General features: G+C 56.7%; 18 protein-coding genes and 2 pseudogenes. 11 read left to right on the top strand and 9 right to left on the bottom strand.

Going from position 1 to position 22,833, the window contains the following annotated elements; all coding sequences use genetic code 11:
* The first annotated feature begins 14 nt into the window (after positions 1-14).
* The gene (locus CKW31_RS08635) at positions 15-782 is read left to right on the top strand and encodes an SDR family oxidoreductase (RefSeq protein ID WP_095093931.1); all 768 of its coding nucleotides are present in this window, start codon (positions 15-17) and stop codon (positions 780-782) included.
* Positions 783-1,007: 225 nt separating this feature from the next.
* Positions 1,008-1,787, top strand: coding sequence for a TSUP family transporter (locus tag CKW31_RS08640; protein ID WP_095093932.1), 780 nt, complete (start codon positions 1,008-1,010; stop codon positions 1,785-1,787).
* Here the strand turns inward: CKW31_RS08640 and nudC are convergent.
* Both nudC and CKW31_RS08650 read right to left on the bottom strand, forming a co-directional pair.
* Positions 1,755-2,591 carry an NAD(+) diphosphatase gene (nudC, locus tag CKW31_RS08645; protein ID WP_095093933.1) on the bottom strand — a complete coding sequence of 279 codons (837 nt, stop codon included), beginning with the start codon at positions 2,589-2,591 and terminating at the stop codon, positions 1,755-1,757. The two genes, CKW31_RS08640 and nudC, sit on opposite strands and share 33 nt — an antisense overlap.
* Before the next feature lie 45 nt (positions 2,592-2,636).
* Positions 2,637-3,449: a crotonase/enoyl-CoA hydratase family protein gene (locus tag CKW31_RS08650; RefSeq protein ID WP_095093934.1), complete on the bottom strand. Its 813-nt coding sequence runs from the start codon at positions 3,447-3,449 to the stop codon at positions 2,637-2,639.
* A gap of 283 nt (positions 3,450-3,732) precedes the next feature.
* Between CKW31_RS08650 and CKW31_RS08655 the strand changes: the two genes are divergently transcribed.
* The gene (locus CKW31_RS08655) at positions 3,733-5,217 is read left to right on the top strand and encodes an ATPase domain-containing protein (protein ID WP_095093935.1); all 1,485 of its coding nucleotides are present in this window, start codon (positions 3,733-3,735) and stop codon (positions 5,215-5,217) included.
* Entirely contained in the window at positions 5,214-7,244 is a 2,031-nt protein-coding gene (locus CKW31_RS08660) for a response regulator (RefSeq protein ID WP_095093936.1), read from the top strand. Before CKW31_RS08655 ends, CKW31_RS08660 begins: the two co-directional genes overlap by 4 nt.
* Before the next feature lie 52 nt (positions 7,245-7,296).
* Here CKW31_RS08660 and CKW31_RS08665 read toward each other — a convergent pair whose 3' ends face one another.
* The 6 genes and pseudogenes from CKW31_RS08665 to CKW31_RS30300 form a co-directional block, all read right to left on the bottom strand.
* A complete protein-coding gene (locus CKW31_RS08665; RefSeq protein WP_027899105.1) occupies positions 7,297-7,674 on the bottom strand; it encodes a response regulator in 378 nt (125 codons plus the stop codon).
* Between the two features lie 96 nt (positions 7,675-7,770).
* Positions 7,771-8,952, bottom strand: coding sequence for a hybrid sensor histidine kinase/response regulator (locus CKW31_RS08670; RefSeq protein ID WP_095093937.1), 1,182 nt, complete (start codon positions 8,950-8,952; stop codon positions 7,771-7,773).
* Positions 8,946-9,563: a chemotaxis protein CheB gene (locus CKW31_RS08675; RefSeq protein ID WP_095093938.1), complete on the bottom strand. Its 618-nt coding sequence runs from the start codon at positions 9,561-9,563 to the stop codon at positions 8,946-8,948. The genes CKW31_RS08670 and CKW31_RS08675 overlap by 7 nt, the downstream gene beginning before the upstream one ends.
* On the bottom strand, positions 9,560-10,381 hold the full coding sequence (locus tag CKW31_RS08680; RefSeq protein WP_095094019.1) for a protein-glutamate O-methyltransferase CheR: 822 nt from the start codon (positions 10,379-10,381) through the stop codon (positions 9,560-9,562). Before CKW31_RS08680 ends, CKW31_RS08675 begins: the two co-directional genes overlap by 4 nt.
* 49 nt (positions 10,382-10,430) lie before the next feature.
* Positions 10,431-11,654, bottom strand: a pseudogene (locus CKW31_RS30295) (response regulator); the annotation flags it as partial.
* Between the two features lie 126 nt (positions 11,655-11,780).
* Positions 11,781-13,946 (bottom strand): annotated as a pseudogene (locus CKW31_RS30300) (CHASE3 domain-containing protein); the annotation flags it as partial.
* 256 nt (positions 13,947-14,202) lie between these two features.
* Here CKW31_RS30300 and CKW31_RS08690 point away from each other — a divergent pair.
* Together CKW31_RS08690 and CKW31_RS08695 are read left to right on the top strand one after the other, a co-directional pair.
* Entirely contained in the window at positions 14,203-14,562 is a 360-nt protein-coding gene (locus CKW31_RS08690) for a response regulator (protein WP_095093940.1), read from the top strand.
* Positions 14,555-15,895, top strand: a complete 1,341-nt coding sequence (locus CKW31_RS08695; protein WP_256582527.1) for a glycosyltransferase — start codon at positions 14,555-14,557, stop codon at positions 15,893-15,895. Before CKW31_RS08690 ends, CKW31_RS08695 begins: the two co-directional genes overlap by 8 nt.
* Positions 15,896-16,131: 236 nt before the next feature.
* On the opposite strand, the gene cobF is transcribed toward CKW31_RS08695, so the two are convergent.
* Complete coding sequence (cobF, locus tag CKW31_RS08700) at positions 16,132-16,890, bottom strand: precorrin-6A synthase (deacetylating) (RefSeq protein ID WP_095093941.1); 759 nt, start codon at positions 16,888-16,890, stop codon at positions 16,132-16,134.
* A gap of 280 nt (positions 16,891-17,170) precedes the next feature.
* Here cobF and CKW31_RS08705 point away from each other — a divergent pair, with 280 nt between their 5' ends.
* The 5 genes from CKW31_RS08705 (at position 17,171) to CKW31_RS08725 (ending at position 22,833) form a co-directional block, all read left to right on the top strand.
* Positions 17,171-18,076 (top strand): AraC family transcriptional regulator, encoded by a 906-nt coding sequence (locus CKW31_RS08705; protein WP_095094021.1) that lies wholly within the window; start codon positions 17,171-17,173, stop codon positions 18,074-18,076.
* Positions 18,077-18,327: 251 nt separating this feature from the next.
* Positions 18,328-19,638 carry a sugar ABC transporter substrate-binding protein gene (locus CKW31_RS08710; protein ID WP_095093942.1) on the top strand — a complete coding sequence of 437 codons (1,311 nt, stop codon included), beginning with the start codon at positions 18,328-18,330 and terminating at the stop codon, positions 19,636-19,638.
* A gap of 72 nt (positions 19,639-19,710) precedes the next feature.
* Positions 19,711-20,643 (top strand): carbohydrate ABC transporter permease, encoded by a 933-nt coding sequence (locus CKW31_RS08715; RefSeq protein ID WP_095093943.1) that lies wholly within the window; start codon positions 19,711-19,713, stop codon positions 20,641-20,643.
* Positions 20,644-20,653: 10 nt separating this feature from the next.
* Entirely contained in the window at positions 20,654-21,487 is an 834-nt protein-coding gene (locus tag CKW31_RS08720) for a carbohydrate ABC transporter permease (RefSeq protein WP_095093944.1), read from the top strand.
* A gap of 242 nt (positions 21,488-21,729) precedes the next feature.
* Complete coding sequence (locus tag CKW31_RS08725; protein WP_095093945.1) at positions 21,730-22,833, top strand: ABC transporter ATP-binding protein; 1,104 nt, start codon at positions 21,730-21,732, stop codon at positions 22,831-22,833.

Here is a 22,833-nt window from a genome sequence, read left to right on the forward strand (position 1 = left end):
ACAAGGAAAAGAATATGTCCAGAACCGAGCTGTTCGACCTCGATGGCAAGATCGCCTTCGTCTCAGGAGCCAGCCGCGGCATTGGCGAGGCCATCGCCAGACTGCTCGCTCAGCAAGGCGCTCACGTGATTGTCAGCAGTCGCAAAATCGACGGCTGTCAGCATGTGGCGGACGCCATCATCGCCGATGGCGGTCAAGCGACTGCAATGGCGTGCCATATTGGTGAGATGGAACAGATCACCGCAGTGTTCGCGCAGATTCGCGAGCAATTCGGGCGGCTGGATATTCTGGTCAACAACGCGGCCACCAATCCGCAATTCTGCAACGTGCTGGACACGGACCTGGGCGCATTTCAGAAGACCGTGGATGTGAATATCCGCGGCTACTTCTTCATGTCGGTTGAAGCTGGCAAGTTGATGCGCGACAACGGGGGTGGCAGCATCATCAACGTGGCGTCAATCAACGGCGTTTCTCCGGGGGTTTTCCAGGGTATCTACTCAGTGACCAAAGCAGCGGTGATCAACATGACCAAGGTGTTCGCCAAGGAATGCGCGCCTTTTGGCATTCGCTGCAACGCCCTGCTGCCCGGTCTGACCGACACCAAATTCGCGTCTGCACTGGTCAAGAACGACGCGATACTCAAGACCGCCCTGCAGCAGATCCCGCTCAAGCGAGTGGCAGACCCGTCCGAAATGGCCGGTGCCGTGCTGTATCTGGCAAGCGCAGCGTCCAGCTATACGACGGGTGTGGCATTGAATGTGGATGGCGGGTTTCTGTCCTGACGGCGTATCGCGGTAGACAGACGTGGGACCGGCTTCAGCCGGGAAGGCATAATTTTCAACGCAGCAAATGTAGCGGATGTACGGCCCCCTTCCCGGCTAAAGCCGCTCCCACGTCATCGCACGACATTTCCAAAAAGTCAGCTTTCCAACTGTATACCCACCTGCAGTAACATACGCCGCTTCCGGGGCAGCCTTTTCTGCCCGATTGCCAAGTAAGCCCTTCCCATGCCTTTTGAACTGAGTGTCGAACCAGCCACCCTCGCGGTGCTGGTTGTGGTTGCCTTCGTTGCCGGTTTTATCGATGCCATTGCCGGAGGCGGTGGTTTGCTGACCACCCCGGCGCTGATGACTGCGGGACTGCCGCCTCATCTGGTACTGGGCACCAACAAACTCAGTTCGACGTTCGGCTCGGCGACTGCGGGTTTCACCTTCTACCGACGCAAGCTGTTTCATCCACGGCAATGGACTCGCGCTCTGATCGGGACCGCTGTCGGAGCGTTGATCGGTGCAGTGATCGCGCAATATCTGCCCGGTGAATGGATCAATCAGATGCTGCCGGTGATCGTCTTCGGTTGCGGCCTTTACCTGCTGTTTGGTGGCACGCCCAAGGCACCGCTGAACAGCGATGCACCGATCAAGAAAAAGTGGCAGGTGCCACAAGGCCTGGGGCTGGGCTTTTACGACGGCGTCGCGGGTCCGGGAACGGGGGCGTTCTGGACGGTCAGTTCGCTGCTGATCTACCCGCTTGATCTGGTCAAGGCCAGTGGCGTTGCACGCAGCATGAATTTCGTCAGTAACGCGGCCGCGCTTTCGGTGTTCATCTTTTCCGGTCAGGTGGACTGGATGATCGGTCTGAGCATGGGCATGGCTGTGATGCTGGGAGCTGCCCTTGGCGCCCGTAGCGCCATCAAGGGTGGGGCGAAATTCATTCGCCCGGTGTTCATTACTGTCGTGCTTTGCCTGACCGCCCGCCTAGCCTGGCAGCACTGGTTCGGGGGCGCCTGAGCGCTGCGCCAGATACAGCTCGATCAGATGCCGGGCGATGGAGCGGCTGGCCGGCAACGGCGGTAGATCATTGATATTGAACCAGCGGGCATCTTCGATTTCGTCCGGCTGGGGCACGATCTCGCCACTGTCGTATTCAGCATGGAAGCCCAGCATCATCGAATGCGGGAACGGCCAGCACTGGCTGCCCACGTACCGAATATTTTTGACCTTGACCTGTACCTCCTCCATGACTTCCCGGCGCACGCAGTCTTCGGCGGATTCACCCGGCTCAACAAACCCGGCCAGGGTGCTATACACCCCGGTCACAAAGCGTGGCGACCGCGCTAACAGCACTTCGTCGCCCCGGGTAATCAGCACGATCATGCTGGGCGAGATGCGCGGATAGAAGCGCAGGTTGTCATGCTCGCAGTACATGGCCCGCTCCCCCGCAACCTGCACGGTAGGACGTCCGCAACTGCCACAGAATCGATGCTCCCGCGCCCAGGTGCTGATCTGCGCGGCATAGCCAAGCTGCTGGAAGACGTCGTAATCACCCGACAACATGAACTGACGCAATCCTTGCCAGGTGCAGCCTTCGACTTCGACGGGGTCTTTCAGAACATATAAATACACCGGCTCGCCATCAAAATGGCCAATACCGTGCTCACTGATGAGGGGGAGCGCCTGGTGCTTGAGCCACTCACGAGGAAACATTGCCCCGTTACCATCCAGCAGGAAACCTTGCTCGCTGTGCACAACAGCCCAACCGCCCGGAGTCTGAACATCCAGTACAGCGGTGGTCCAGCGACTGGGGAATGACATAAGAACTCCCTGATGAGTTGATTGGATTCTCGCGCTGTTTTCGCTCTAGTTGTCGAAGACGGGCTTCTGCTTGCTCATCTGCGCAACCATGGCCGTTTTCAGATCCGCAGATTGCAGCATGGCTGCGTTCCAGATGGCAACGTGTTCAAGCCCGTCATCGACACGGTGATCACGCATGTAGCTGATCATTTCCTTGGTCCCGGCAATAGCAATTGGCGACTTGGCAGCAATCTGCGCGGCGATGCCCAGCACGCCCTCGAGCAGACTGGCGCTATCGGCAAATACACGATTGACCAGACCAATTTCGCGGGCTTCCGCGGCCTCCACAGTGCGTCCAGTGTAAGCCAACTCGCGCATGATACCGTCACCGATGATGCGTGGCAGGCGTTGCAAGGTGCCCACATCTGCCGCCATGCCCATATCGATTTCACGAATAGCGAACTTCGCATCCTCGGCGCAGTAACGCATGTCGCACGCCGACACGAGGTCAATGGCGCCACCGAGGCAGTAACCCTGAACGGCCGCGAGTACTGGCTTGCGACACTGATCGACCGCAGTGAACGAAGCTTGCAACTGCTGAATCTTGCGCCGCAATGTCCTGGCATTACGCCCGGCATCCTTGCCCAGCTCATTGGCAACCGAAGCGAGTAACGTCAGATCGATGCCAGAAGAAAAGTGCTTGCCCGCCCCGCTGAGCACAACGACACGCACCTCATCGGTTTCATCAATCCACTGGAAAATTTCAATGATTTCAGACCAGAATGCAGCGTCCATGGCGTTGACCTTTTCCGGTCGATTGATCTGCACGTGGGCGATGTGATCACTAAGCTCTACAACAAAGGATTGATAGTCAGACACGGAGGTTCCTCCCTTGATTTTTATTGTTCCAGCCACGATCCGATTCAGCCAGAGACTATATCAAGGCTCGGGTTTACGCGATAAGCCAGCGGTCGTGCCATACGCCGGACACATGCCCCAAAACCCTGCCCGAAGCGGGCTGCACCGTGCGAAAGTCTGAACGCTCACGGCACTGAGCGGTCCGTTAATGAGTAAGTGATAGTGAGCTGCGTCATAGGCATTGACAGCGCAGCGGCCGATTTCAAGGCTATGCCACACCCCTAAGGTCGCAAGAGGGCGATTCTTGACTACATCAAAAGCAGCAACCGGTATTGTGGGCCTCGATGACATTCTGGCGGGTGGTCTTTCCCGGCGGCATGTGTTTCTCCTCGAAGGCGAACCCGGCACAGGCAAGACGACTGTAGCTCTTCAATTTCTCCGCGCAGGCGCCCAGGAAGGCGAGCGTTGCCTGTATATCACTCTGTCGGAAACCGACATCGAGCTGCGCGATGGTGCAGCTTCCCATGGCTGGACGCTGGACGAGAACATCGTCATCTATGAGCTGACGCCACCTGAAAGTCTGCTCGACGCCGACAACCATCAAAGTTTGTTGTACTCCTCGGACCTGGAACTGGGCGAAGCAACGCGTCAGATTTTCGAAGTGGTCGAACGCGTAAGGCCTACGCGGGTCGTCATCGACAGCCTTTCGGAGATCCGCTTGCTGGCGCAAAGCTCCCTGCGCTACCGACGACAGATTCTGTCCATCAAGCATTACTTCACGCGCTATGACGCAACGGTGCTGCTTCTGGATGATCTCACCACCGAAGCCCTGGACAAGACCGTACACAGCGTCGCCCATGGCGTGATTCGTCTCGAAGAGCTGAACCCGAACTACGGCGCGGAGCGCCGTCGGCTGAGGGTCGTGAAATATCGCGGGCAGAAATACCGCGGAGGTTTTCACGATTTCACCATCAAGTCCGACGGCATCCATGTGTTTCCTCGGCTTGTGGCTGCGGAACACCGCAACCGATTCGAACGCGGAATACTGTCCAGCGGCGTGGCCGAGCTCGATGCTTTGTTGGGCGGTGGCATCGACGGTGGTTCCAGCACCTTGATTCTGGGGCCAGCAGGCACGGGTAAATCGCTGATCTCGCTGGTCTTCGCGGCGGCGGCTGTAGCACGCGGCGAACGTGTTGCACTGTTCATTTTCGATGAAGAGCTCGGCCTGCTGTTCAATCGCATGCGAAAAGTCGGCATTGATCTGGAAGCGCTGGAAAAAAGCGGCAACCTGCTGATCGAGCAGGTCGACGCTGCTGAACTGTCGCCGGGCGAGTTCGCTCACCGGGTACGGGCCAGCGTCGACGAAAAGCAGATCAAAACTGTGGTCATCGACAGTATCAACGGCTATCAGGCTGCCATGCCGGAAGAGAACGCACTGATTCTGCACATGCATGAATTGCTGCTGTACCTCAATCGTCAAGGCGCCTCGACATTTATGACCGTTGCGCAACATGGCCTTGTGGGCGACATGCGCGCTCCGGTTGACATCACGTATCTGGCCGATACCGTCATGCTGTTGCGCTACTTCGAAGCCAAAGGTGAAGTGCGCCGTGCGATTTCAATCATCAAGAAGCGTACCGGCACTCACGAATCCACCATCAGGGAGTACCGCATCAGTCATCACGGCCTGAAGATAGGCGAACCGCTCTCAGCGTTTCAGGGTGTGCTGACCGGCATACCTCAATACGCCGGCTCAAACAGCCCTTTGATGCAGGATGAAAAGGTGTGAGCACGCCCGGACTGTTATCGGAACGGGTAATCATCCTGGCCCCACGGGGCCGGGACAGCCAGATCGCATTGTTGATTCTGCAGGAGGCGGGCTTTCCCGCACTGGTCGCCCACACCCTCGCTGACCTGAGCGCCGAGCTGAACCTCGGCGCGGGCATGGCGATCATTGCCGATGAAGCGTTGCGCGGCAAAGACATCGGGGTTCTTGTGCAAACGCTGGAACGCCAGCCGCCTTGGTCGGACCTCCCTGTAGTGCTCCTTACCCATCACGGCGGTCCGGAAAAGAGCCCATCGGCCTATCTGGGCCCCATGCTGGGCAACGTGACCTTTCTTGAGCGCCCTTTCCACCCCTCGACACTGGTCAGTCTCGTCACCACCGCCATCCGCGGACGTCGGCGCCAGTACGAAGCCAGAGCGCGCATGGAAGACCTGGCGGAAGGCGAGCAACGCTTACAGAACGCACTCAAGGCCGGACGTCTGGGGTCATGGCAACTCGAAGCAGAGTTCCTGACCCTCGACTGTTCGGATATCTCCCGTTCTCATTACGGGCGCAGCGAGAGCGAGCGCTTTGACTATGAGGATTGGCTGGACGCGGTCTATGCCGAAGACCAGCCTCGCATGCAATCAGCACTGCAGCGCAGCCTGGACAGCGGCGACGATTTCATCATCGAGTACCGCAATGTGTGGCCTGACGGATCGCTGAATTGGGTAGATGTCCGGGCACGCGCCATTCTTGCCCAGAATGGCCGGGTCAGTTCGCTTGCGGGGGTGACGTCTGACATCACCGAGCGCAAGCAGGCTGAGGCGCAACTTCGACAACTCAACGAAACCCTTGAGCAGCAGGTCGAAGAACGCACCTCCCAGCTCAAGCACAACGAAGAAGTGTTGCGCCAATCGCAGAAAATGGAAGCTGTCGGTCAGTTGACCGGGGGTATTGCCCACGACTTCAACAACATGCTGACCGGGATTATCGGCAGTCTGGAGTTGCTGCGAAGGCGTCTGGCTCGCGGAAATACCGAAGACCTGAACAGCCTGATCGACCTTGGCGTAACGTCCGCCAACCGTGCCGCCGCCCTGACCCATCGCCTGCTTGCCTTCTCCCGCCGCCAGTCACTGGACTCCAAACCGGTCGAGATGAATCAGTTGATCAGCTCCATGGGAGAGCTGCTCAACCGAAGCCTCAATGAAAGCATTCGTCTGGAACTGCACCTGCACGAGCAACTCTGGACCGCGGAAGCCGACCCCAACCAACTGGAAAGCGCCCTGCTCAACCTGGTGCTCAACGCCCGGGACGCCATGCCTGATGGCGGCCTGCTGATCGTTGAGTCATCCAATCAGAGTCTGGACAGGTCCTTCACCAACGCCCACGAAAACCTGCTACCTGGGGATTACGTTGTGTTGAGCGTCAGTGACACCGGTTACGGCATGCCGGAAAGTGTGATGAGTCGAGCCTTTGACCCGTTCTTTACGACCAAACCCATTGGTCAGGGCACCGGGCTTGGCCTTTCGATGATCTATGGTTTCAGCAAACAGTCCCACGGTCACGTTGCGATCAAAAGCGAAGTAGGCAAAGGCACCACAGTGCAGCTTTACCTGCCGCGCTTCAAAGGCCAGCAGACTCAGGACGAGCTGATCATCCACAATCCGGAAAGCTTTGCCAAAGAAGGCGAGACCGTACTGATCGTTGAGGATGACGCCGCAGTCAGGGTGTTGGTCAGCGAAGTGTTGGGCGAGTTGGGTTATGCCTATGTCGAAGCGAGTTCCGGACCTGAAGCCGTGCCCATCCTCGAATCCGGTCAGCGCATTGACCTGCTGATCAGTGACGTAGGCCTGCCGGGCATGAACGGTCGGCAACTGGCCGAAATAGGCCGTCAGCTGCGGCCGGACCTCAAAGTGCTATTCATCACCGGTTACGCCGAGCATGCCGCCGTCAGGGCGGGCTTTCTCGATGATGGCATGCAGATGATCACCAAGCCGTTCGCGTTCGACAACCTGACGTCCAAGGTTCGGGAAATGATCGAGGAATGACTGTTTCGGCGCCATCAACAGATTCACTGATGGCGCGGAGAGAGGAAACGATTCAGGCCAGAAGCTTTTCGATCTGGGAATGCAGGGTTTCCATATTGAATGGCTTGGCCAGAATCGGCGCCTTTTTGGCAATGGGGCTGCCGGACTCGACGATTTCTGCGGGATATCCGCTGATGAAGATAACCTTCAGTTCCGGCCGCAATTTCACGGCAGGCTCCGCGATCATCACCCCTGATATCCCGCCAGGCAGACGGTAATCAGTGATCATTAAATCCAGATGCGGTTTGGTCGCGAGAATTTCGAACGCCTGCTCGCCGTTCTCCGCCTGCAACACTCGATAGCCCTCGCCCGACAGATAGTCGGCAAGCAACATCAGAATCAGCGGCTCGTCTTCGACGATGAGGACGACATTTTCTGCATCAGAGCTCATGGAACTGCCTTCGGTTAAATAGCTGCCATTACGACCATGACGATGGCCGTAGGTTGCGTAAATATCGGATAAATCTGACGTTGAATTCTTACGCTGCTAAACCGGCAGGCAGACCCGGAACATCGAGCCCTCTCCCTCGGCGCTTTCCACGACAATGCGCCCGCCATGAGCAGAGACAATCTGGTCAGAAATAAACAAACCGAGGCCCAGGCCATGCACCGCATGGTTGGCAGCCACCCGCTCGAATTGCTGAAAAATCCGCTGCTGGTTTTCCGCGCTGATACCAATGCCCTGATCACGCACCTCAACCCGCGCTTCACCTTCCTCGGCATATACGCGGACGTGAATGGGCTTACGGGCACCATAGCGCAGGGCGTTAGTCAGCAGATTGGCAATCACTTGCTCGATGCGGAACTCGTCCCACACACCGATGACCGGCTCAGCGGCCTTGAACGTCACGCTGGATTCAGCCGCCGCAATCTGCGCGGAGAAGCTTTCGAGCAGGTTACTGACCAATTCGGCAAGATCGAAGGCGCTGGTGCGAATCGACAGCTTGCCGGTGCGGATGCGGGAGACATCAAGCATGTCTTCGATAAGACGGATGAGACTCTGAATCTGGCGCTCATCACGGTCTACCATGGCCCGCAGCTTTTCCATGGTGAACGCTGCAGCGTTGTCTTTGGCCAGGTGCAGCTTGCGCAGCTGGGTTTCCAGAATCAGCCCGTTCAGCGGCGTGCGCACTTCATGGGAGACGATTGACATGAAATCGTCGCGCATCCGCACGGCGTGCTCCAGCTCGTTCTGAGTCACCTGCAGCTTTGCCAGCAACTGCTCCTGCTCTCGACGGCTCTGCTCCAGTGCCTCGACTTGCAGCTTCATCGCCTTGCGTTGGCGATACAGGTCGACGAATACGTTGACCTTGCTCTTGACCGCATGGATGTCCAGCGGCTTATGCAGAAAATCCACAGCGCCGCTTTCGTACCCCTTGAAGGCGTAATTGAGCTCGCGCCCTGCGGCGCTGACAAACACAATCGGAATATTTTTGGTGCGATCCGTGCCGCGCATCATTTCCGCGAGTTCGAAGCCGTTCATGCCCGGCATCTGGACATCGAGGATTGCCATAGCAAATTCGTGTTCCAGCAGCAACGACAAGGCCTCGTCGGCCGACAATGCTTTGTGCACCTCACGGTCTTCACGCTTGATCAGCGCTTCGAGCGCCAACAGGTTTTCCGGCAGATCGTCGACGATCAGCAACTTGGCTTGAATGTGACTCAGCATGCAATTCGTTCCAGCTCGACCAACAGTTGGCCTATATCGTTTAAAGGCAGGAGGTAATCAGGCTTATGCAGCGCCAGTGCGGCATCGGGCATGGTGCGCGCCTGAGCCTCCTCTGGATCCTGAACAACCGTCATGCCGCCGGAAAGCTTGATACACGACAGACCAAAGGCGCCGTCGTTATTGGCACCGGTCAACAAGAACCCCGCCAGACGCGGCCCGTAGGCATCCGCGGCTGACTGAAAAAGAATGTCGATACTGGGCCGGGAATGAAATACCCGATCCTCCTGACTCAGCGACAGGCTCAAATCATTTTCCACCGACAAGTGATAACCCGGCGGCGCGAAGTACAACGTGCCGGGAGCAACATCTTCTTTATCGTCCGCCTCTTTGACCTTGAGTGGCATCCGCGCCTGGAACACCTGGGCCAACTGGCTACGGCGATTTTCAGGTACATGCAGCACGGTCAGGATGGGCAACCGATAACCCATCCTGAGCGAGGCGAATATTTTCAGCAGCGCATCGACTCCGCCGGCTGAAGCACCTACCACGATGGCGTCGACGACCGGCAGTGGTGGGTCAATGGGGTCATTTCCAGAGAATGATCTTTTCATGTCTTGCGGTAGATCCGTTCCGGTTTCACCAAAGGCTCGAAGCGGCTGCTGTAGCCGGAAAAATCCAGGGTTTCCTTGCTGCCCAGCACCAGAAATCCGCGGTGACAGAGCGATTCATGGAAAAGCCCGAATGCGCGATCCTGCAATTTCTTGTTGAAGTAAATCAGCACATTTCGACATGACACCAACTGTGTTTCGGAGAACACACTGTCGGTTGCCAGACTATGGTCAGCGAACGTCACGTTTTCGCGCAGCGTTTTGTCGAATATCGCGTAATCGTAGGCACTGGTGTAGTAATCGGAAAACGCGCGCTGGCCACCAGCCTTCTGGTAGTTGTCCGTGTACGCGCGGACATTCTCCATCGAGAAAATCCCTTGCCGGGCCTTGTCCAGCGAGCTCGGGTTGATGTCGGTAGCGTAAATGATCGTGCGGTCCAGCAGGCCTTCTTCGCGCAGCAGAATGGCCATCGAATACACTTCTTCGCCCGTGCTGCACCCGGCAATCCAGATCTTGATTGACGGGTAGGTGCGCAGCAGTGGCACCACTTCCTCACGAATCGCCAGAAAATGCGACGGGTCGCGAAACATCTCACTGACCGGAATCGTCAGAAATTGCAGCAGTTGCATGAAGGCCTGAGGGTCGTGAATCACCCGCTCCTGCAATGCGGAAATCGTCGTGCAGTCAAACTGGCGCAGTGCGTGACTGACACGGCGCTTCACCGAAGCGCCGGAGTAATCACGAAAATCGTAGCTGTATTTGAGATAAATAGCCTCAATCAACAGACGTATTTCGATGTCCGTATTTCTGTCTTGAGACATGGCGGAACCTTTAGGTGCGGGCTGGATGCTCAGCTTGGGCTCATCCAACTCAAATACGTTCCATTTTCGGCAGCCAGACACGTATCAGCGAGAACAGTCGGTCCAGGTCGATAGGCTTGGCCAGATAATCATTTGAGCCCGCCTGCAAGCAACGCTCCTGATCGTCCTTCATGGCTTTGGCCGTCACGGCAATGATCGGCAGTTTGCGCCAGCGTGGATCCTTGCGGATCTCGATGGTCGCTTCATAGCCGTCCATTTCCGGCATCATCACGTCCATCAGCACCAGATCGATATCTTCGACTTCGTTCAGTTTGCTGATGGCCTCGAAGCCATTACGCGCCACTTCAACCAACGCGCCCTTGTGTTCCAGCGCGCTGGTCAAGGCAAAGATGTTACGCACGTCATCGTCGACAACCAGAATTCTGCGCCCTTCAAAGACCTTGTCACGACTGCGTGCAGTCTTGAGCATCTTCTGGCGCTCGTTGGACAGTTGCGATTCGACCTTGTGCAGGAACAGCGTGACTTCATCCAGCAGGCGCTCGGGTGATCGCGCGCCCTTGATGATGATCGAGCGGGAATACTTCATCAGCTCGGTTTCTTCATCACGTGTCAGGTTGCGACCGGTGTAGACGATGACCGGCGGGAACGAGCAGATTTCATCCGTGGACATACGCTTTAGCAACTCATTGCCCAGCATGTCCGGCAACTTCAGGTCGATGATCATGCAGTCGTAGACGTTGTCGCGCAGCAGGTCCAGCGCATCCTGGGCGAAACCTACCGCGGTGATTTCAATGTCGTCATCACCGATCAGCCGCGCAATGCTGTCGCGTTGCAGAGCGTCGTCTTCCACCAGCAGGATGCGTTTGACCTTTTGGGTCAGTTTCGATTCGAGCTTGGCGAAGACATCCTTGAGCTCTTCACGGGTGGTCGGCTTCACTGCATAGCCCACAGCGCCCATGTGCATGGCCGCTTCCTGGCGATCCTCAACGGAAATCACGTGAACCGGGATATGTCGCGTAGGTGCCAGCTCTTTAAGGCGCTGCAGAACCGTCAGCCCGGAATGATCCGGCAGGCGCATGTCCAGCAGAATCGCGTCCGGCGTGAATTGAGCGGCCAGGTTGAAACCGTCATCCGCGGCGTGGGCAACAAGGCAGTGGTAACCCAGCTCGTGAGCCAGGTCGAAGAGGATTTTCGCGAAAGCCACTTCGTCTTCAATCACCAGGATGCAGCGTTTGTTCGACGGCAGCTTCTCGCGATCATCAGCGAAGCTCGGCACGGGCGCTTTGGCGGGTTTCTCGGGAACGGCTACCGCAGCTTGCGGCAAAGCTGCCAAAGCATGCACCGGCACAACCGGCGCGGGGATTGGCGCAGGGACTTCGCCATATTCCAGCTGCACCGACTCGACATACTGTTCAGGCAGAACCAGGGTGAAGATACTGCCCTGCCCCGGCTCGCTGGTGACGCTGATGGAGCCACCGAGCAAACGCGCCAGATCCCGGGAAATGGACAACCCCAGGCCGGTGCCGCCATAACGGCGATTGGTGGTGCCATCAGCCTGACGGAATGCCTCGAAGATGCTCTCCTGCTGCTCAGCGGCAATGCCGATCCCGGAATCACGCACCGTGAAGACAATCCCTGCGCCCGGCTGACGCGAGACGATCATGCTGACAGTTCCGGTTTCGGTGAACTTGATTGCGTTCGACAGCAGGTTTTTCAGGATCTGTTCCAGACGCTGGCGATCGGTGTACAGCATGGTCGGCGCACCGGCCTGCAGCTCCACGTGGAAATCCAGCCTCTTGTCGAGAGCCAATGGCTGGAACATGTTGCGCAGCCCTTCGACCAGGCGAGACACGCTGCTGTTTTCAGGACGCATGTCCAGCTTGCCGGCTTCGACCTTGGAAATATCCAGAATGTCGTTGATCAGGTTGAGCAGGTCATTACCGGCTGAATAGATCGATTCGGCAAACTTCACCTGTTCGGCGGTGAGGTTTTCCGTCGGGTTTTCGGCCAGCAATTTGGCCAGAATCAGCGAGCTGTTGAGCGGCGTGCGCAGCTCGTGGGACATATTGGCAAGGAATTCGGATTTGTACTTGCTTGAGCGCTGGAGCTCGTCAGCACGATTTTCAAGCTCGACCTGAGCGATGTTCAGCTCTTCATTCTTGCGGTCAAACGCATCACGCTGCTCGGACAGCACCTGAGCCTGCTCAGCCAATTGCTCGTTGGTTTGCTCGAGTTCGGCTTGCTGGGTTTCGAGATGCGCCTGGGACTCCTTGAGAATCCTGGACTGCTCTTCCAGCTCTTCGTTGGCGGTGCGCAGCTCTTCCTGCTGGACCTGCAACTCTTCGTTGAGCTGTTGGGTTTCAGCCAATACTTCCTGCAAACGCTGACGGTAGCGCGCAGCTTCAATGGAGGTGCCCACATTGTTGGCAATCAGGTCCATGAACTCGACGTCGCTCTCGGTAACAGGACGCAGGAAGCCAAGCTCGATGACACCGTTGACCTGATCGTCGTTGCTGGTTGGCACCACAAGAATACTGCGTGGGTCGCCCTCACCCAGTCCGGAAGACACCTTGAAGTAATTACTGGGGACATCATCAAGACGGATGATCTTGTGTTGCTGGGCAGCCTGGCCTATCACGCCTTCGCCGCTATAGATCGACTGCTCGTGCTGTTCCTGTTCACGGGAGAAACCATAGGAGGCCACACGCTTGAGGCCGCCATGCTCCTGACGCACGTACACCGCGGCAACCACACTTCCCAGATACTGGGCGAAGAATTGCAGGACGTTGGTCCCCAGGTTATTCAGCGTCAATTGACCCAACACCTGTTCAGCCAGCTCACTCTGGCCATTACGCAACCAGGCGACTTTTTTCAGGCGCTCGGCGTTTTCCTCCTGGAGCTTCAGGTTGTCACCATAGGTAGTGGACAAGGCCAGCAAGTCCCGACGACCGATGTAGGCAAGAAAGCCGCTGACACTCAGGACAAAAACAAGGTAAAGGCTGACCGACAGAATGGTAGTGCGTGTAACGTCGGCGTTGCGCGCAAGACGCAGCTGTTGCTCTACTGCAATAACTTCTTCGTACTGGCTGCGAACCTCATCCGTCAGGCGCTTGCCCCGCCCAGTCCGTTGCGGGGCTATGAACTCGCCCTTTATCCGCCGCTGATTGATCATCTCCTCGGCGTACTGACCCCAATCTTCCTGCAATGCCTGAATGCGCTTGAGCCGGTCCACTTGAGGCGGGTTATCACTGACCAGTGCCTCAAGCCCCTTCAACTCAGCGACGAGCGCCGGTTTTGCCAATTCATAGGGGTCGAGATAACGCTCGTCGCCCACGAGCAAATAACCACGCATGCCGGTTTCCATATCGATGGAAAGCTTCAACGCGCGGTTGGTATTGTTGATGACTCGGTCGGTGTGCTCGACCCATTGGATGACTGACAGCAAATAACTGATCAGACCGATAAAAAAGACTGCGCTGATCACACCCACACTAAGGGGTAAAGTGACGTTGCGGCCAAGCAATTTACGAAAACGTTGCTCATCGAGAGTAGACGGACGGATCATGAGTCATCCTTGGTGATCATCAAACCATGAAGTTTGCCGTAAACTTTAGAAAAAGACTCCCATTTCTCACACAGATATCTGAATTTTCTGACATTTAGTTGCCTAAGAACGCATTATTCGCTTCATAAGTGATACAGCTTGCTCTAACACCCACTCAAACGAGTGCAAATTGTTGCCCGCTGGCACCTCCAGCGTTATTTTGCTTACTCGTACCGGTCGCATGACGTCGACCCTGCAGATTTTAAGGAAATCACCTATGTCCGTTACCGCCAGCACCATTCTAGTGGTCGAAGACGACGCCATTGTCCGCATGCTGATCGTCGACGTGCTTGAAGAGCTGGAATACACAGTGCTCGAAGCCGAAGACGGTGAAGTGGCTGTAAAGGTGCTCGAAGATGAATCGAAGGTCATTGATCTGATGATGACCGACCTGGGTCTGCCGGGCATGGATGGCAAAGAACTGGCTGCGATTGCGTGCAAACTGCGCCCGACCCTGCCCGTTCTTTTCGCCAGTGGCTATGCCGAAAGCATTGATGTCCCGGCAGGCATGCACAACATTGGCAAACCATTCTCCATTGACCAGTTGCGTGACAAGGTAAAAAGCATTCTTGGATAAGCACGATTTGCAGCACTTGCCTGACGGCCCCGTTTCGAGCGCGCCAACCCGTGTATTGATTATTGGATATGTGTGGCCCGAGCCGCGCTCTTCAGCGGCCAGCGGTCATGTGATGCAGTTGATCCAGTGCTTTCTGGAACAAGGCTGGCAAATCACGTTTGCCAGCCCGGCCACTGAGGGCGAGCATAAGGCCGACCTGGCTGAGCTGGGTATCCGAGAGGTCAGCATTGAACTTAACAACAGCAGCTTCGATGGTTTCATCAGTGAGTTGCAACCCGATATCGTGCTGTTCGACCAATTCATGATCGAGGAGCAATTTGGCTGGAGGGTTGAGAAGCACTGCCCGAATGCCCTGCGACTGCTGGAAACGTCAGACCTGCAAAGCCTGCGTCACGGGCGACATCAGCAGTTAAAAAACCACCTGAGTAGTTCTGCTCAACCTGATGATTTAAATCATTTTTTTGAAATATTAAAACGCGATACTTTTTCTGTGATGGCGACCGGTGACCTGGCGCAGCGTGAGATCGCCGCCCTGTATCGCTCCGATCTCAGCCTGATGACGTCCGACGTGGAAATGCAGTTGCTTACCCGTGATTTCCAGGTGCCTGAAGCCATTTTGCACTGGTGCCCGCTGATGGTCAGCAACGTCCCTGTGACGGCGCGTCCGTTTAGCGAGCGAGCGAATTTTCTGAGTATCGGCAACTTCCGACACGCTCCTAACTGGGATGCGGTGCTCTGGATGAAGAACGCCATCTGGCCGCTGATACGGCAGCAACTGCCCAAGGCTCAGCTGCATATCTACGGCTCCTACACGCCACCCAAAGCCACCGCCCTGCATAACGCGGCGCAGGGCTTCCATGTGATGAACTGGGCGGAGGACGCTTTGCAGGTGATGTCCGAGGCGCGTATCTGTCTGGCGCCGTTACGCTTTGGCGCGGGGGTCAAAGGCAAGATTGTCGACGCCATGCTGTGCGGCACGCCGACCATCACCACGCCCATCGGTGCCGAGGCCATGAGCGGCGACCTGCCCTGGCCCGGCAACATTGCGAGCAGCGCTGCAGATATCGCTGATGCAGCGGTACGCCTTTATGAGGATGAAGAGCGGTGGCATGAAGCGCAAACCGCTGGCTGGAAGCTGCTAGAAGCGCGCTACAGGCAGCAACAACATTGCGCCAGCCTGATTGCCCGCATCGACGAATTGCGGAAGAACCTAGAGGCCCATCGGACCGCCAACTTTACCGGCGCAATGCTGCGGCACCACCACCATAAGAGCACTCAATACATGGCGCAGTGGATCGAAGCGAAGAATCGCAACCCGGCTTCAAGCCTTTAGGCGCACCTCTATCTCGGGGCCATGCAATGTGACCAAGTGGGACCGGCTTTAGCCGGGAAGAGGCCGGTACAGCTGCTGAATATGCGGCGTCCGCCAGGCAGTTTTCCCGGCTAAAGCCGGTCCCACGTCATCATCAAGGCTAGCCCGCAATTCAGGCGCCGCAGGGCATCAGGCATATCGATTACATCTACTACATTAAACAATAAAAACAATAGCTTGAGATTTGAATCTAGAATCTACATATCATTCCGCAGCAGATACGTATCCATGATCCAGCCCTTCTCCCGCCGCGCATTCGCCCTCGCGTGCTTGATCTGCTCACAGACCTCATCCAGTGGTCCCGCAATGAGGATTTCATCCGGGGTGCCCAGGTAGGCACCCCAGTAAATATGCAGGCCCTGGTTAAGAAACCGCTCGAACGTACAGTGCGCATCGAGCATCACGACGGTGTTTTCAGGTGCTGCATTCTGCTCGAGGGCCAGTCTGCGCCCGGTGGTGATATGGATGGACTCGCCTATGCGGTTCAGGGGAATACGATGTTGTGCCGCCAGTGCCTGCACACTGCTTATTCCAGGAATTACTTGATAATCAAACAGTTGGGGTGAGTTATTCAGAATCAACTCGAAGACTCTTAAGGTACTGTCATAGAGCGTCGGCTCGCCCCATATCAGAAAGGCCGCCGTTTGCCCCGCCTCGACTTCATCAATGATTAGCCGCTGGAAAAGCGCTGCCCGCTGCTCATGCCAGCGTGCAACTCCTTGTTGGTAAGAATGGGGATCATCCTCCCGGGACGGGTCGCTGACCTGCAGCAAGCGATAGTCATCACCGGTGATGTAGCGCTCACAGATATCTTTTCTCAGGCGCAGGAGATCGTCGCTGGCGTAACCCTTGTCCAGAATGAAAAACACTTTGGCGCGGTTCAGCGCATTGATGGCCTGAAGGGTGATCTGCTCCGGGTGGCCGGAACCAATGCCGATGAGGAGGATGGTTTTCATGAGTTCACTCCAGATGGAACTGATTGGCGCAGGTGCTGCATCAAACTCAAAGCCCTGTGGAAGAGATGCCTGGTCTGGGCGGCAATCCGGCATTCCGGCATTCCGGCATTCCGGCGATAAACGATAACGCGGCGTGTCTTATGGCGGCGTCTCATGCATCGCGGGCAAGCCCTGCTCCCACATAGATGGCGCGTGCCAGTTGCCACAGGAAACTCTGGGTGCTTTCGCACACTCAGATAGTGCACATTAGCAGCCTGGCATTCTGGACATCGGCCATATGATGACAAAAACAACAAGAGTCACAGACCCCTCGTACGAATTGATGGACGACCACAACGGCCTGTCGATCATCTATCGTGAACACGGCTTCCCCTGCCCTCTGGTGCGCTGGCATTTCCACAAGGAATATGAACTGCACCTGATCGTGGCCAGTTCCGGCAAGGTCTTTGTCGGCGACTACATAGGCAACTTCTATCCCGAGAGCCTTTTCCTCACCGGCCCCAACCTGCCCCATAACTGGATCAGCCAGATTGAAGAGGATGAGGTCGTCACCAAGCGGGACATGCTGGTTAATTTCACTGATGAATTATTTGAAAGCGGCAGCCAGATATTTGCCGAGCTGAAGACTCTGGCGCCCTTGCTGGAGCGTGCGCAGTACGGTATCGAGTTCCGCTGCAAACGAACGATTCGCCAGGCCACCAGGCTGATGCAGAAGATCGCCGACTCCAAAGGCATCAGCCGCCTGGGCCATTTTCTCATCCTCCTTGAACTGCTGGCGGGCAGCGATGACTACCAGTTGCTGTCCGGCAGCAACTCGGCCCCCATAGCCGATGAGCACAGTGTTGATCGCACTAACAAGGCAGTGGATTACATCTTCGCCAACTACGCACGGGAACTGCCGCTGGAAGAAGTGGCCGATTATCTCGGCATGAAGCCCACGTACTTCTCCCGGGTCTTCAAACAAGCCACTGGCCGCTGCTACGTGGAATTCGTCAATCGCCTGCGCATTAGCAAATCCTGTGAGCTACTGGCCGACGGCGACAAGCCAGTGACAGATGTGTGTTTCGAATCGGGTTTCAACAACATTTCGAACTTCAATCGACGCTTTCAGCAGCTCAAGGGCATGACCCCATCGCACTATCGGCGACTGGCGGTCCAACGCCTCACTGAACAAAACCTGTACTGATTCACCGCGTTCTCCCAACCAACGTCTACGCTGAAACTGCGTCGCAGACTGTCGCAAACCGCTTGCGGCAGTCATGCGTTGGTTTTGCTGGCCGCAACCGAGTGCAAAAAAGTATCAGTGCAAGTGTCATGCAGGATTTGTCATCTGTGCCTGCGCCCGCTGTAATCAATCCACATCTTCCTTACCTCCGGAAGACACAAAAACAATAACCGACCTTCTGTAGCTCCAAGGGCGCGGAAGAGGAGTGATAAATGAAGACCTCTGCAAAAGTTCTGCTTGCCGGTACCTGTCTGACGCTCTGCGCCACCGCTTCTGCGGGCGAAGTCACCATCGCTACGGTCAACAACAGCGACATGATCCGCATGCAGCGGCTGTCGAAAACCTTCGAAGAACAGCATCCCGACATCAAACTCAAGTGGGTCGTCCTCGAAGAGAACGTCTTGCGCCAGCGTCTGACCACAGACATCGCCACCAAAGGCGGCCAATTCGACGTGCTGACCATCGGCATGTACGAGGCGTCGTTGTGGGGTGCCAAGGGCTGGCTGCAAGAAATGAAGGACCTGCCAGCCAGTTACGCGCTGGATGATGTGTTCCCGTCAGTACGCGATGGCTTGTCGGTGGACGGCAAACTGTTTGCACTGCCTTTCTATGCCGAAAGCTCGATTACCTATTATCGCACCGACCTGTTCAAGGCCGCGGGCCTGACCATGCCGGAACGCCCTACCTGGACGCAGATCGCCGAATTCGCTGACAAACTGACCGACAAGTCCAAAGAGCAGTACGGTATCTGCCTGCGAGGCAAAGCGGGCTGGGGCGAAAACATGGCATTGATCAGCACAGTCGCCAACTCCTTTGGCGGACGCTGGTTCGATGAGCAGTGGAAGCCGCAGTTCGATCAACCGGAATGGAAGAACGCGCTGAATTTCTACGTGAATACCATGAAGAAGTCCGGCCCTCCGGGTGCTTCGAGTAACGGCTTCAACGAAAACCTCGCGCTGTTCAACAGCGGCAAATGCGCCATCTGGGTCGATGCCAGCGTGGCCGGTTCGTTTGTCACCGACAAGAGCCAGAGTAAGGTCGCAGACAGCGTAGGCTTCACTTACGCGCCTCATGAAGTCACTGACAAAGGCTCGGCATGGCTGTATTCATGGGCTCTGGCAATCCCGACGAGCGCGAAAAACCAGACTGACGCCAAAGCCTTTACCGAATGGGCGACCTCAAAAGAGTACGCAGCATTGGTGGCCGAGAAAGACGGCGTGTCCAACGTACCGCCAGGGACCCGCGCTTCGACCTACACCGATGCATACAAGAAAGCCGCACCGTTCGCCAACATCACACTGGAATCGCTGAAGGCAGTCACGCCCAAAGCACCAACCCTCAAGCCAGTGCCTTATGTGGGCATTCAACTGGTGACCATTCCTGAGTTCCAGGCCATTGGCACTTCAGTCGGTCAGCAGTTCTCCGCTGCACTGGTGGGCACGGCAACCCCTGACGCGGCATTGAAAAACGCGCAAAGCTCCACCGAGCGGGACATGAAGCGGGCAGGTTATCCAAAGAAATAGTCGCAGCCGACTATCAGTCGGGGTGCGTGCGCCCCGACACCCTGCTCTCCTTTTGCACCCAGGATCGCCATCATGACAACCTCAACTATCAAGCCTCAGGCCGTCACGCCCGACGATAACCCGTCAATCAAAGGCAGCGTGACCAAACCCGGCTGGTTTCTGGTCAGCCCATCGGTCCTGCTGTTGCTGGTGTGGATGATCGTCCCACTGGGCATGACCATTTACTTCTCGCTGATCCGTTACAACCTGCTTAACCCCGGCGAGAACGAATTCGTCGGCCTGGAAAACTTCGAATATTTCGTCACCGACAGCGGTTTCCTTCCCGGTGCGACCAATACGCTATTGCTGGTCGGCAGCGTGCTGTTGATCAGCCTGGTGCTGGGTGTGCTGATTTCCGCACTGCTGGAAGCCAGCGAGTTTCTCGGGCGTGGCATTGTGCGAGTGCTGCTGATTTCGCCGTTCTTCATCATGCCCACCGTGGGCGCGCTGATCTGGAAGAACCTGATTTTCCATCCCGTGTCCGGCATCCTCGCCTGGGTCTGGAAGCTCTTCGGTGCCCAACCGATTGACTGGCTGGCCAACTATCCCCTGCTGTCGATCATCATCATTGTTTCGTGGCAGTGGCTACCGTTCGCCATCCTGATCCTGATGACCGCCATGCAATCGCTGGATCAGGAACAGAAAGAAGCCGCACGGCTTGACGGTGCAGGACCTATCGCTATTTTCTGGCATTTGACGCTGCCGCATCTGGCCCGGCCAATTGCTGTGGTGGTGATGATCGAAACCATCTTCCTGCTCTCGGTATTCGCGGAAATCTTCACCACGACCAATGGCGGTCCGGGTTTCGCATCGACCAACCTGGCGTACCTGATCTACAACCAGGCCTTGCTGCAATTCGACGTGGGCATGGCGTCCGCTGGCGGTTTGATTGCCGTGGTCATTGCCAACATTGCTGCAATCATCCTGATCCGGATGATCGGCAAAAACCTCACTGACAAGTCCTGAGGGCCGAATCATGATGACGCTCAAACAATCCCGACGCCTGCAAAGCGTGCTACTCGGCACCTTGTGCTGGCTGATCGCCGCGCTGATCTTCTTTCCGATTTTCTGGATGGTCCTGACCAGCTTCAAGACCGAGATCGACGCGTTTGCCACGCCGCCGCAGTTCATCTTCACGCCGACCCTGGAAAACTACCTGCACATTCAGGAGCGCAGCGACTATTTCCACTTCGCCTGGAACTCGGTGGTCATCTCCTTCAGCGCAACCATCCTGTGCATGTTGATCGCGGTGCCTGCGGCTTACTCCATGGCTTTTTTCGAGACCAAACGCACCAAAAGCACGCTGCTGTGGATGCTCTCGACGAAGATGCTGCCCCCGGTAGGCGTGCTGATGCCGATCTACCTGCTGGCCAAGACGTTCGGCCTGTTGGACAGCCGCATTGCGCTGATCGTGATCTACACGCTGATCAACCTGCCCATCGTAGTCTGGATGATCTACACCTACTTCAAGGACATCCCCGGGGAAATCCTTGAGGCCTCGCGACTGGACGGCGCCAGCACACGGCAGGAAATCTTCAAGGTGCTGATTCCGATCTGCAAAGGCGGCCTGGCATCCACTGCGCTGTTGTCGCTGATCCTGTGCTGGAACGAAGCATTCTGGTCGCTGAACCTCACCTCATCCAACGCTGCGCCACTGACCGCGCTGATCGCGTCCTACTCCAGCCCCGAAGGGTTGTTCTGGGCCAAACTTTCCGCCGTCTCGACCCTCGCCTGCGCGCCGATTCTGATCTTCGGCTGGATCAGCCAGAAGCAGCTGGTACGCGGCCTGTCGTTCGGGGCCGTGAAATGAATAACACAACGCCAGTAGGAGTCGTCCAAGTGTCCCTGAAACCACGCTGTCGCGAATCAAACACAGTTCCATGTGGGAGCGGTGCTTGCCCGCGATAAGGGCGCCGCGGCCTGGAGAGGGTGAATCGCGATAGCGGTCTGTCTGATACACCGCCATCGCGGCCTCGCGTTGCTCGTGCGCTCCTACAGGGGTGTCGCTTTTACCCATTTCTGAAATATCGAAGAACAAGAACGGAGGCCACCATGGCTAACCTCAGCATCAGAAATCTGCAAAAAGGCTTCGATGGTCACCAGATCATCAAAGGTATCGATCTGGACGTGAAAGATCGCGAGTTTGTGGTTTTCGTTGGCCCGTCGGGCTGCGGCAAATCCACCCTGCTGCGCTTGATCGCCGGGCTGGAAGATGTCACGTCCGGCACCATCGAACTGGATGGCCGGGACATTACTCAAGTGACGCCGGCCAAGCGTGACCTGGCCATGGTGTTCCAGACTTACGCCTTGTATCCCCATATGACCGTGGGCAAGAACCTGTCTTTTGCCCTGGATCTGGCCGGTGGCGACAAAGCCGTCATCAAAAAGAAAGTCGATGAGGCCGCTCGCATCCTTGAGCTGGGCCCTTTGCTGGAGCGCAAACCCAAACAGCTGTCCGGCGGTCAACGTCAGCGGGTGGCGATTGGTCGCGCCATTGTCCGTAACCCGAAAATTTTCCTGTTCGACGAGCCCTTGTCGAACCTCGACGCCGCGCTGCGTGTGCAAACCCGTCTTGAGCTATCGCGCCTGCACAAAGAACTGCAAGCGACGATGATTTACGTGACCCACGATCAGGTCGAAGCCATGACACTGGCGGACAAAGTCGTGGTGCTCAATGGCGGAAAAGTCGAGCAAGTGGGCTCCCCGCTTGAGCTGTATCACCATCCGGCCAATCTGTTTGTCGCGGGTTTTCTCGGCACACCGAAAATGGGCTTTCTCAAAGGCATCATCAGCCGCGTTGATACTAGCGGTTGCGAGGTGACGCTTGATGCGGGCGCAGTCATCAACCTACCGTTCGGCAACGCGCAACAAAGCGTCGGCGATCCAGTCACCCTCGGCATTCGCCCGGAACATCTGAACCTGGCCAAAGAAGGCGACTGCCAGATGCAGGTGATTGCCGACGTCAGTGAGCGGCTCGGCAGCGACACTTATTGTCACGTGCGGACCCGCTCCGGTGAAGCCCTGACCATGCGCATTCGTGGGGATCTGGCCAGCCAGTATGGCGACACGCTCAATCTGCATCTGGATAGCGCCCACTGCCACTTGTTCGACGCCCAAGGCCTGGTGATTGCCCAAGCCCTGCCGGTCGCCGCTTGA

Origin of the sequence: Pseudomonas sp. Irchel 3A5 (assembly GCF_900187575.1) — a bacterium.
Lineage (GTDB): Bacteria > Pseudomonadota > Gammaproteobacteria > Pseudomonadales > Pseudomonadaceae > Aquipseudomonas > Aquipseudomonas folii.